This window comes from Pelagicoccus mobilis (assembly GCF_016595505.1).
Classification (GTDB): Bacteria; Verrucomicrobiota; Verrucomicrobiia; order Opitutales; family Opitutaceae; genus Pelagicoccus; species Pelagicoccus mobilis.
This window is the reverse complement of sequence record NZ_JAENIL010000054.1, coordinates 18,345-30,280: the sequence shown is the minus strand read 5'-3', so window position 1 is coordinate 30,280 and position 11,936 is coordinate 18,345. Positions and strand designations below refer to the sequence as shown.

Below are 11,936 nucleotides of genomic sequence, written 5' to 3'. Positions count from 1 at the left end.
CAGTTTTAGGTATTCAAGGGTATATATTAGGGGTAATAGAGCGGCGATCTCTCAGAGGTCGCCGTTTTTCTGTTGGCCTGTCGCGTAGGCCGGCTCGGCGATCTCTTCATCGGGCACTTCGGCTCCAACTACGAGCTGTTCAACTCCTGCCGGGCGATAGCCGCCAAAGAGGAGGCTATACAAGTAGCCGACCCCAAAGAGGACGAAGTGACCGAAGACGCCCAGCAGAATGAAGTTCATCTGCCAATTGAAAGGGCCAAGGTCGACTATGGGCGAATTGCCATGCGTTAGCGTTCCCCAAGTGGTGAATAATAGACATGCGACGATCCCTGCGAAAGCGCCTTGGCGGGTTGCGCGTTTGGTGAGGAATCCGAGCGAGAAGAGCCCGAGAGTCCCAGCAGACAAGATGGTCGCGTAGGCGAGCACGCGGCTGGCTGTTGATTCTGAGGTTTCGCTTGGGATCAGCCAGACTCCGATCGCGGCTGCCAGAAGGCCGGCAATAAGAACCGTTGTACGGCCTACGAGCAAGCGTGTCCGATCTGCACTGCGAGGGAGGAAGCGTTGGAAGTAGTCGCTCGTCACGACGGTGCCGACGCTGTTGAGGTCGGAGCTTACCGAGGACATGGAGGCGGCGAGGATGGCTGCCACAATCAAGCCGACAATTCCGTTGGGAAGTTGTGTAACGATGAAGTGCGGCAGCACTTTGTCTGCAACATCGGGTGGAGTGGCTCCGCTCAGTTCGTAGAAACCGAAAAGGGCGGCCCCGATCAGATTGAAGCCGATGAGGATCGGAACGGAAAGGGCGGCTCCGAGAAGAGCTGCTCGCCGCGCTTCTTGGTCTGTGCGGGCGAGCAAGTAGCGTTGTACCATGTTTTGGTCGCTCACGTACTTGCGTGTCCAGATGATCGCCATAGCGATCATGAACATCCAGACGGTACGGTTTTCCGTATCGAAGAGGCTTGCCCATGTGAGTTCTGTTGAACCGAAACTGAACTTCCCGGCCTCCCATGCGTGAGTAAGGGTCGAGAACGGAGCGCCTGCGGCAGGTGTGAAAAGTAGGTAGAGGAAGATCAGCAGCCCCCCACCTATTAGAATGACGCCTTGTAATACGTCTGTCCATACGACGGCTGCGATTCCTCCGATCATAGTGTAGAGGAGGGTGAAGATCCCGAGTCCGAAGAGAACATAAGCCACAGGCCACTGAGGAGCGATTACGTTCACCACGAGGGCGGTGGTCATTAGGGTGACGCCGATGTCGAAAATGCGATCAATGAGGAATCCGAATGACGAATACATACGCGATTCGAGTCCGAAACGTTTCTCGATGTATTCGTAAGCGCTGAGCCCGATGACTCGACGGTAGAAGGGAACGACGAATTTCGCGATGAGGACCAGTACGATCGGTAGGACGAGGAAGCCGGGAACCAGGACCATGCTGTTCTTGAAGACGATGCCTGGGTGAGCGACGAGGGTGTTGCTGCTGATGAGAGTGGCCATCAAGGTGAAGGCGACAGCCCAGTGCGGCATGTTCCGGTCCGCTATGAAATATTTTTTTGTAGTTCGTGCTCCCTGTTTGGATACGGTGTAGCCGATCGCCGCCACGGCGATTAGGTAGGCGGCGATGGCAAGGTAGTCGAGGAACGTGAGCGGGCTGGAAGGCATGTGCGACGCTGAAAAAGAAAAGGCAGGGCTAGCTCCGATAGCGAAGCTAACCCTGCGGTGGTTGGTTACTCAGATTTTGAAAAGGTTTGAGACTTGATTGTAGGTCGCCGCGTTGAGGCGATTTGTGAAGGCGGGTCGACGCCCCGCCCTACAGTTGTTTCTACCACTTCAGACCAGTAGTGACCGTGTATTCCGGGTCTTGATCGAACTCGTAGCGGAGGGCGGAATTTGGGCGCCAGCCGTAAGCGATGCCGGATCCAAGGCCTGGGTTTTGGTTGATGAGTTCCTTGCCGGTCAGGTTTCTGGCATTGAGTGAAACGTAGTATTCTACGTCGTCGTTCAACATTCCCTTCTTTTGCACGAAGAGATCGAAGCGGGTGCGGTCTGGAGTCGAGGCACGGTATGTAGTGCCGTTTACAGTACGCTCTGTCGGAGTGCCTTCAACGAGCTTGAATCCGCCACCAAACGAGACGCCGTGCATCGGACCATCTTTGATGGTGTACTTGGTCCAGAGCGAGTACTTGTTTGGCGGGCTCGCGAAGGCGTTGCGGTCTGCTGCGGTGCCGCCGGTGGATGCGATGAGGGCGGGGACGTCCTTGTCGTTGTGAGCCCAGCCGAAGATGACTGACCAGTTCGCGGTGGGGTAGTAGAAAATGTCGAGGTCGTAGCCTGTTGATTCTACATCGCCGAGGTTCACGAATTCTTCGGTCTCGGAGTTGTATGAGACGACATCGGTCTGATTGACTTCGTAGATACCAAGGCTGCCAACGAGCTTCTTGTCGAGGAGATCAAAGCGGAAGCCTATCTCACGCATCTCGCCGGATTTGGGCGGGAAGTGGAAGTCGGCGTTGTCGGCGGGAGGCGCTTGGTTTGAGTTGATGGCAGCAGACTCGGTGAAGCTAGCGTACATGCCAAAGTCTTCAGTGAAGTCGTAGACGGCTCCGATTTGCGGAAGGGTCTTGCTGCTGTCGTGAACTTCTTTGGCGGTGCCGAAGTTGGTCTGGTTTTGCGAGAGGTCTGTATTGAAGAGACCGAACATGGTGTGGAGGCGCTCGTCGAGCCATTCGCCGGTCCAGTTTACGAAGAGGGTGTCTTGTTCGTTGACCTCTTGTCGGTCTAGGTGGACGTCTTCGTAGAGAAGGCTGAAGTCGTAGGAGAGGTCGCCTCTAGGGTAGTCGGAGATTTCGACCGGGCTATGCCAGAGTTCGCCGGTTCCGATTTCTTTGTACCACTTGAAGTCGAGCAGTTTGTCCTGTTCGAAGCTTTGGTAGCCGAACATGACCTTGTGGTTCGAGTTCTCGGTGAAGTCCGGTATCCAGGTCGCCATGACGCCAATTTGATCGACTATGTTGCCGATGAGGCGGGAGGGGCCGAGGCGACGGTAGATGAGGTAGTCGTCCACGTCTTGCGAGCCAGCGGGAGCTCCGTCCTTCAAGCGAAGCTGGTAGGTGCCCATACCGTTGCCGTGCATCATGTTGATAAAGTCTAGGTCGCGGTCGGCACGAGTGAAGGATGCGTCGACGAAGAAGAAGTCGTTGAACTTGTGGTTCACATTGATGATGAACTCATTGTTCCGTTCTGGCGCGGAAGCGTCCGGGCCGAGCCAGTTTGCTCCGTTGATTATGTCGCTATAGCCCTGTTCGCGAGCAGCGAGTCCGACTGGCTTTTGGAAGCCGGTTGCCGAGTCGGTAGGCATGTTGAGACGGAGCCCGGCCATGTGGTCCGTACGATCGGAGTCGAGCTTGTAGTTGTAGTACTCGGCCGTGATTATGGTTTCTTCCTGGGGGCGCCAGCGGAAGGACATGAGGCCGGCTCCGTAGTCGTTACCAGTCCATGCACCGCGTCCACTGTCTTGTTGGTAAGCGCCGGTGAAACGGAATGCCATGGTGTTTCCGTAGTCGGTGTCCTTGCCAAGGTTTCCCGCGTTGATATCAAATCCGATGTTTCCGTAGGAGTGGTTCTCCGCGAACGTGTGTTGAAAACGTGCTTCACCGAAATTCGAGTCGAGAACGGCTTGCTTTGTAATAACATTTATCGCTCCACCAGGGTGAATCGGCCCGCTGAGAATCGCGGTTGGTCCACGTACGATTTCCATACGCTGGATGAGGAAGCCTTGAGTGTCTGAAAGGTGTTGAAAGCCGTGTCGGTAGAATTCCTCGGTCCCGAATCCGCGTACGTTCTTTCCTTCGACGGCGGCGTGCCATTCGAGCGCTTCACGCTGGGTGACGCTGACTGTGTCGTCGATAAAGTCTGCCGTCATAACGGGAATGTTGACGGGAACTTCGTCGAGTTGGACGTTCAGGCGGGAAGCGGAAATCGTAGAGGTGGCGCGGTAGCCTTCCTCGCGGTTGGAGGTAACCTGGAAGGGCTGCAGGTTAAAGATTTCGTCGTCCGTGGATTGAGCGTATGCGTAGTGTAATAATGGTGACGCACTAAGTGTTAAAGCCGTCGCCCATAGGGTAGCCTTGTTTCTCTTCATAGGGATAGAGGTTAGATACAGTTTGATAGTCCCTGCCTTTGTGTGAGTTGGAAGCAGGGGGTTGGAAAACAGGCCAAATGTGTTCGGACATTAGCGACCTGGACTGAGTAACCGTGGTCTAACTTTTCGTCAGAAAAACGTATCAGAATTAGCGATACCAATCATAGGGAAGGGGTACGAGGCCTTGCTTCGTCGAGAAGCGGAATGGATGCGGATTATGAACGCCGTTCTGGCAAAGTTGGGGTATTGAAACAGCTCGGATTATAGGATCTATGAGCCCTTCTTGTAATGTTCGTTTGCTTAAATAAACATAGAAAAAGCGGCATGGCGGAAACATGTATTTCCTACGACGCGTTTACTAAAAAAGCCCTCTCGAAATCGAGAGGGCTTTGAATGACTTTGGGTGGTTCGTGCTAGAGTTGCGCTTTGTGCACGAGCACTGGAGGCAGCGTCTTTATCGGGCGAATGCGTACGTTTTTGTATTCAACTTCGGCCGCTTCCGACTGGATTTGAATTTGGCCGCTTGTCAGCTTTTTGCCGTTTTTGTCGACGGCGTCTTTTAATGACATGACGAGCTTACCGTTGACGACGTGGATTGCCTGGTCGCCAACGACGTAAATATCCAAGGTATTCCATTCCCCGTTGGGATAGTCGGGCTCGACCTCCGCGTGTAGGTAGCCTGACCACTCTTCGTACTTTTTGCCGAGCGCGTAGACTGTTCGTTTGCCGTCCTTCTTTTGCGGGGCTTTAGCTTTGGGGCCTGCTAGGGTGATGAAGTCTCCCATGTCGCTCTCTTGAACTTGGAACTCGAGGCAGCTTTTCCAAACGTTCCAGAAGGCTCCGTGTTCGCCGTGACAATGGTAGAGAATGCCGCTGTCCCGTTTTACTGTCAGGCGTGGTTCCCACTTCTTTTCGCCCCAGCGGACTTGGGCTTGCAAATGGTAGTCGGCGTAGGACTCGAGAGTGGTGAGTCCACCGTAGATTTCTCCGGTAATATGGAGGATCGTTTCGCCGTCTTTATGGTAGGTGGAGAATACTCTCTTCGGATCGTTGTTGAGTCCCATGGGGGTGCCTTTGGTGACATCCTCGCTTTGAAAGGTTCCAGCTGGCAGGTCCTTTACAGTGCTGTGTGGAATGCCCATGAAGGTCTCCCATTTACTGAGCTCTGGATCGAGTAGATCGCTCCACCCCGATTTTGGATGCGGGCGGATGGAGGTTTGGTAGGCGTGCGGGAAGTCATCTGGTACTGGGATGGTGACCTCGCTGGTGGCGGCCCACTCGGTCCCACGCTGCAGTGTGAGAATGAAATCGACGTTGTTCACAGCGGGAACCGTGTCGTCTTGCTTGGCTCCCACATGGCCGAGAGTGGTGTGGAACACTCGTCCTTTTCCGTAATCGATGGTGAAGAGCAGAGGTTCGTTGTAGGGAGATGCGTTTCGCTTGGCAGGGTTGGCGAATCCGGTTGCGAGAATCGTCATGTTCTTTGCGGGACCGCGTAGTCGGGAATAGACTTCGTCGTTGGCGTGCAACCACATTTCGGGAAGGCCTTTTGTGATAGGGTGATCCGGAGTGCGAACTGTCATTATAAAGTCGTGACTCGGTGGGTGGAAGGCGCCGCCTTTATCGTGGAGATGTACCGCTTGGCAGCCTTTCCAATGGACGCGAGGTCCCCATTCGTGGTTGCGGCTGCCGCGTTTGGATGGGTCGTCCGGGTAGAGCGGAGGAGCATGAAGCCCAGCGCCGCCCCAGCCTCCTAGACCGATCATTTCGTTGAACTCCGGCCAGTGAGGGAAGGAGTTGTCTGAGCCATGCACGATTACAAGGCCGCCACCGTTCTTCATATATTTTACGAAGGATTCTTTGGTGGCTTCGGGCCACTCTTCTCCTTCGTAGTCCATGACGATGGCTTGGTAGTCGCTCCACTTGGGTGAGAATCCTTCGAGACTTTCGCCAGTGGGAGTGGTAACGACTGTATCCACCTCAAAGATACCCGCGTTCTCGAGATGTCGATGGATTGCGGCAGAGTTGCCTTTCCAGTTGTGGTACTTATTTGAGCGGCCGGTGAGCAGCATGACCTTTATATTGTCATCGGCTGTCTCGCTCAGGGCGAACGGTAGCAAGCCATGGGCGAGCACCGTGAGGGACAGGAGTAGTTTTCTCATAGTATATGGTTGGGTACGAAGCTAAGTAAGCTTCAATCAGCCTGTCTGAATATTGCGATCAAGGCTTCGCTAAACCGTTTCAACGTCTAGCCTAGTGAGCAAGCCCAAGTCGTTGCTTAAAGTCTATCCTTCTCTCTTAGCTTTTGGACTCCGGGATAGCGGGGGCAATGTGGGTGCTCGTAGTTGGTGTTCTCTGTTTCGTCTTTCGGACGAATTCATTGGCTCTCAGTTGTATCCGATTCTTGGATTACGTTTCCGACCGAGCGAGGACGATTGGGGTTTGCTCCGCTTGGATCACTGAGGAGTAGAAATCTTGCAGTTCGGGATATCGGTCGACTGGGATGGTGGTGTCCGTCTGGCGGAAAGTCCGGGTGTAGTGAATTTGAGCGTTGGCTTCGTCGTACTCGGTTGTGGCGTGGTAGCTGCCGAAATCGGTCTCGATCGATATCTCTTTCTCGAACTCGTCTGCGGCGTACCCTAGCGGGATGTAGAATTGTACCTTTTCCTCGACCATCCGGGAGCGGAGACGCACGGGGAGTTTTCTCTGGTTTTTGGTGAAGGGGTTTTTGGAGATCCGACCTAGGATGGCTGGCTTCACGATCATGAGGACGTTCCGCATCGGTTTGGCGTATCCTTTGAAGGCGAACTCGATTGTTTTTTGGTAGGTGCGGTCCGTGAGGTAGTTGTCTGACTGATCTATGATCGCCACGATGGGGCTTGGGTTGCCGCCTTCGGAGAATCGGCCGACTAGGTCTTCTTTGTATTCCTTTTCGTCCGTGGAGTTGAGGGTTCTCCTCTCTTGCACAGCGGCGTGCCCATGCAGGGTGGTTTCCATTCGTCCCACGAGCATTCCGTTTGGATAGATTTCGGTGAGGATTTCGCGTTGGATCTTGTTTTGCTCGGGGGTGCTGAGCGGGAGTTTAACGAGTGGGTTGGCTTCGAGGCTTCCTACAACTGCGAGCCCGCCTTGGGCTTCGAAGGGAATTTCCCCGATTGGACTGTTGTTCCAGGTTGGATCGATAAAGAGGAGGCGCCCCTGCTTTTCGTCTTCGTAGACGGCGGGTGTGTCCACGCTGTCACTCACTTTAACTGCAGTGATGCAGTGGTTGAAGAAGGATGGGGATGGGAGGTCGGGTTCGACGTTGTCGTTGTCGGTTGCGTTGACCGTGACGCTGTAGGAGTCGATATCGACGGCTTTGAGCAGTGCTCTGAGCAGTGCTGTTTTGTCTTTGCAGTCCCCGTAGCCGACGCGAAGGGTTTCGCTTGCTGGGCGAGGGGTGTAGCCGCCACCGTCACCTAGCTCGAGGGAAATGTGTTCGTAGTTTATCGATTTGGCGAATTCCCCGAGAGCTTGGATCTTCTCCCACTCGGTGTCTTTGCCGCTGACGATTTCGTTGGCTTTTGCAATGATTTCGGGGGTGGGTTCCGCTTGCGGATCGCTAACTTTGGCTTTGTAGGCGGCAAGGTCTTCCCATGAGTTGAGTATAAGGTTGGTGTAGCGAGCATTTGAGCCTTCCGGTGGTGTAATGGAAGCGATCATGTACTGGTGTTTGTTTGCTGAGGTTGGGCTAAGCGGCTCGGACTTTTTGGAGAGAAGGTTTGTGGCTTCCCAAGTGATTGTATTGCCAGATTGGACACGGTTGGGTGCTTCTCCGAAGAAGTGCTCGGAGATTGTCCAATCCTCCGGGGTTGTTATGCTGATCTGGGAGAAGGCGACTGGGCAGTTGCTCTGAAAGCGCCAGTAGTACTGCGTGAAGATAGTCGCTTGAGTCTTCTCGTATTCGTATGCGAATACGTCTCCAACGCGTGTTTGCTCCCAACCGTCAATCGTTACGGTGCTGGATTCTGTATCGAGCGTGAGGTAGTTTCCATTGCTTCGCTCCGATTTGTCCTGTCGCTTGTATTTGTAGACTTCGCCGTCGCTATGTCTTGTCCATGCCGATATCTCGGGACGAGTCCCGGAGGATTTGTAGTAGGAGGCGTAGGCTTTGGCTCGCCAGCGTTCCTCGAGGTCGAGGATGCGGATAGCGTAGCGAACCGTTTGGTGGACGCGTCCGTTGGAGAGGACGGTGTAGTGGGCTTCGTCCCACAGGACTTCGTAACCCGGTTTTTCGTCCTTATGCCGAGGCGCCGCGGGCAGTTCGAGGGCGGCGTTCACCCAATCCGGAAGTTTTGATTTCTTCTTTTTCGCTTCTAGCGAGGGGACTACCGAGAAGGAGATCAGTAATAGGAGCGCGAATACGTTTTTGTGTAGCATTCTTGTAGCCGATGGGGCGTTAGGAATCGCCTGTTTCTGGCTTGTTGGTGGAGGTGCTGACCTCTTGCATTTTGAGCGTTAGCGCGTGTTGGTCCTGGGTGTGAAGGTCGTCGAAGGCGTTTTTGATGATCGGGTAGGCTCTCTCCAGGTAGCGGTTGCCTTCGAATTCGAATAGTCGCTTGTACACAAGGGTGTTGCTCTTTCGTTTTAAGGAAAGCTTGGGTTCGTACCTCATTAGATATTCGACGATGAATGGCTTGGGAGCGCTGGGAGCTTCGAGGGTGTAGCCTTCTGGAAGGGCGATTTCGAAGTAGGATTCGTCGAGGTACTTGTAGTCAAAGAATATGTCTGTCTTTCGGGTGGGGCTGGGAAATTTCGGTTCAGTGTAGCGGGCGTCGACGTTTGCTTGGAAGAAGAGTCGGGAGCCGACTGACTCTGCGTAGTTGGGGAGTGTAAGTTCGCAGCTGATACGCAGTGGTTCGGATGTGCTGGTAACGTTTTGAGCAATGATGTTGTTGATCTTCGCGTTGGGCCAATTTTCTTTGAGCGCTTTGCGGAGCGTTTTTTTGCGGTCTTCTTCGCTCTTGTCGTCTAGCAGGTATTTGAGGCGGAGGCCTTGGTTTCCGTTGGCTATGAGTTCGATGGATCCGGAGAGATCGCCATTTTCGTGAAGTGTGAATTTACCGTTGGTTTTGCTGGCGTTTTGTTCGGGTAAAGCTGCTTGGGTTTTGACGAGCAGCAGCTTCTTTTTATCGGGGACGAGGGCGGTCACGTTGTCGTGTATCCAGTCTAGCTGACCGAATTGGATGTATTTTGCGGCTGGATTATAGAATTTCCAACTACTCTCTTCTTTGACGGCGACGATGGTGTGGGGCAGGGCTATATCGACCTCTTCCATGGTTTTGGTGAAGGAGTAGTCGCTTCGGTCCGCGCAGTGGCTCAAGCGAGCGTCAATCCCTGCCGAGCGGGCGAGGGCGCAGAACAGGGTGTTGATGTTCTTGGAGTTGCCGAATCCTTTTTCGAGGACTTTGCTCGCGGTCCATTTACTGTCTATCTCTTTGCGTTGCTCTGGAGTGAGCCGGTCGGCTTCTCCGTGGTAGAGGCTGACGATTTCGGAGCGGCAGAAGTCGTAGATCGCTTCGAGCTTCTCTTGCTCGGAGGCTTTGCCTTTGGTGAGCTCTGCTGCCTTGGCGGAGATCGTTTTTGATTCCTTGGTTTGGGTGAGCATTTGCTTGTGGAGTCGTTTGCCCTCGCCTTTCCAGTAGGCGTCCCCGCTTGCGAGCGACTTCACGTTGTAGAAGGCGAACCATGCTTTGGCGTCGCTATCCGGAGCTTGGTGGGGCTCTTCCGGGTAGCCTGGCTGGTTTTCCAGGGTGATCTCGAAAAAACCGTTTTTGCCCTTGCTCATGGATTTGTTGGTTCGGTGAGAGGTCCACTTGAAGCCATCCCCCTTGTAGATGTAGGGCTTCATTTTCAGGTGGAGTTTTCGTATGGGCCACTCCTCCTGGAATTTTACATCGTCCTTGGGCAAATAGTAACCCTCGTCGAGTGTGATGCGGTATTTGTATTCTACAATGTCTCCAACTTCTACGTTAGGAATGGAGATCGTAGTTGATTTTAGGGTACGATCTTTGGTTTTACTGTCGACCTTGGTTACGACGTCCTCTTGATCGATTTCGATGTAGCTGCCGTCTGCCTTAATGACGCGGGCGTGGATGGCGGAGGCTTTGAAGTAGTCGCTGTACCAGAAACGCGTGCGGCGGGCGTAGTCCAAGGCGCTTTTGTCATAAATTTTTGTACGAAGATGGTACTTTATGACGCGAATGGAGGTCTTGGCGTCGCGAATCGAACTATTGTCGACTAGGTCGTAGATGATCTGCTTGTAGAGAACTTCGGCCGGAGCTTCGGGATCGAAGCTGCATTCGGTGGCGGCTAAATCCTCAGGGAGGATTTCGTCCCATTTGTAGGCGTTGAGATCGAGAATGCTAAGCGCCAGGGCGAGGAGACAGAATAGGGATCGGGACAGGTGATTTCGGTTCATGGGTAGGTACAATGGGTTCGGGAATGCGGTGATCGCATCTGCGGGATAGTACCTACATTGGGTAGCGAAATAGTAGTAAGCGCAAGATCGTATTTACCGCTATTGCCCGTCGTTGCTTCGGGGCGACGGGTACGGGGGCTTAGCCCGATATCCGGGACCGGGCTTTTTCGCGGTAGTGCTGCGGTGAGAGCCCGAACTGCTTCTTGAAGGCTCGGGAGAAGTAGTTCTGCGAATCGAAGTTCAGCTGGAAGGCGATTTCCTTGATGCTGAGGCGGGTGTTGGTGATCAGCTTCAGCGCCCGGTCGTGCAGAAGTTTTTGACGGTATTGCATGGGGGCGATCCCGTACTTTTCGCGGAAGAGTTTCCGAAACCAGCTGTAACTTAGGCTGATGTTGTCGAAGTAGTCCTGAATGGTGTCGGCGTTGACGTAGTTCTGATCGATGAACTTCTTCGCCTCCTCGACGATGGCGTTGGCGTGGAAATTGGGGTCTTCCTGTGCGTTTTGCAGGCGCAGTTCCATGTCCTTGGCCGCGTTGAGCACGGTCCGGGTGAACTCTCCCAGCCGAGAAGTGGGAAGATCGATCGACAAGGCGGTGATCCAGACCGCGGCGAGGGGGATGCCGTTGGGCGAATGCACGCAACTGGCGACGCAGTTCACGCCCTCGACATTTTCGCTGACGTCTATCGAGAAGCCTTGGCCCTCCTCTTTTTTGAGGAGGCTGATGAAGTCTTCCGCGTTCGATATCGTGCGAGAGGTGAGCTGGGTGTATTCTATGGAAGTGGCGATGCGGCGGCGTTCCTCGCGAGGTTGCGAGGCGAGCAAGGCTTTGCCAGGTGCGGTGCAATGAAGCTGGAATCGGGAACCCACGCGCGGAACGTAGGAGTGGTCGCAAGTACCACCAAGCGCGGCGAGTACGATTCCCTCGGTCTTTGCCTTGCTGAGCATGGCGACGGCGGAAGTCATTCCGGTGGTGTCGCGAAGGTTGGCGAGGATGTCTAAGATGTTCTCTACGAGTAGATTTTGACTTTCCGGTTCCTGAATGTTCATAGGGATTCGACGAGGGGTAGTGGCAATCGTTTCGTGCAGATAAGAGTACCTGTTTGTGGGCGAATATACTTCAGAATCTGTAAATCGAAAGCCAAAAAGTGAAGACTCCCCTCTGGGGTGACGCGTTTCGAGTGTATGCGAGTGTACTTTTTGATCCACGCGCCCCACCGAATGTGGAATACGGAGCATCAAAAAGTGCATAGGCTATGCTGCGGCTTTGCGCTAGTGTAGTCTCAGCTGCTTGGCCTCGTCTGAATGCTCAGATTTAGGCCGGGAGCTGCAAAACT

6 protein-coding genes are annotated in these 11,936 nt (G+C 54.0%); all 6 read right to left on the bottom strand.

Annotated elements, in window-relative coordinates; genetic code table 11:
• Positions 1-51: 51 nt before the first annotated feature.
• The 6 genes from JIN87_RS22545 to JIN87_RS22520 all read right to left on the bottom strand — a co-directional run bounded on the left by JIN87_RS22545 (position 52) and on the right by JIN87_RS22520 (position 11,649).
• Positions 52-1,662, bottom strand: coding sequence for a sodium:solute symporter family transporter (locus JIN87_RS22545; protein ID WP_200357894.1), 1,611 nt, complete (start codon positions 1,660-1,662; stop codon positions 52-54).
• A gap of 160 nt (positions 1,663-1,822) precedes the next feature.
• Complete coding sequence (locus tag JIN87_RS22540; RefSeq protein WP_200357893.1) at positions 1,823-4,141, bottom strand: TonB-dependent siderophore receptor; 2,319 nt, start codon at positions 4,139-4,141, stop codon at positions 1,823-1,825.
• A 413-nt stretch (positions 4,142-4,554) separates the two neighbouring features.
• Positions 4,555-6,303 (bottom strand): 3-keto-alpha-glucoside-1,2-lyase-like domain-containing protein, encoded by a 1,749-nt coding sequence (locus JIN87_RS22535; RefSeq protein WP_200357892.1) that lies wholly within the window; start codon positions 6,301-6,303, stop codon positions 4,555-4,557.
• 247 nt (positions 6,304-6,550) lie between these two features.
• Complete coding sequence (locus tag JIN87_RS22530; RefSeq protein ID WP_200357891.1) at positions 6,551-8,560, bottom strand: transglutaminase domain-containing protein; 2,010 nt, start codon at positions 8,558-8,560, stop codon at positions 6,551-6,553.
• A 19-nt stretch (positions 8,561-8,579) separates the two neighbouring features.
• Entirely contained in the window at positions 8,580-10,601 is a 2,022-nt protein-coding gene (locus JIN87_RS22525) for a DUF3857 domain-containing transglutaminase family protein (RefSeq protein WP_200357890.1), read from the bottom strand.
• A 139-nt stretch (positions 10,602-10,740) separates the two neighbouring features.
• Positions 10,741-11,649, bottom strand: coding sequence for an IclR family transcriptional regulator domain-containing protein (locus JIN87_RS22520; protein WP_200357889.1), 909 nt, complete (start codon positions 11,647-11,649; stop codon positions 10,741-10,743).
• Between the last annotated feature and the right edge of the window lie 287 nt (positions 11,650-11,936).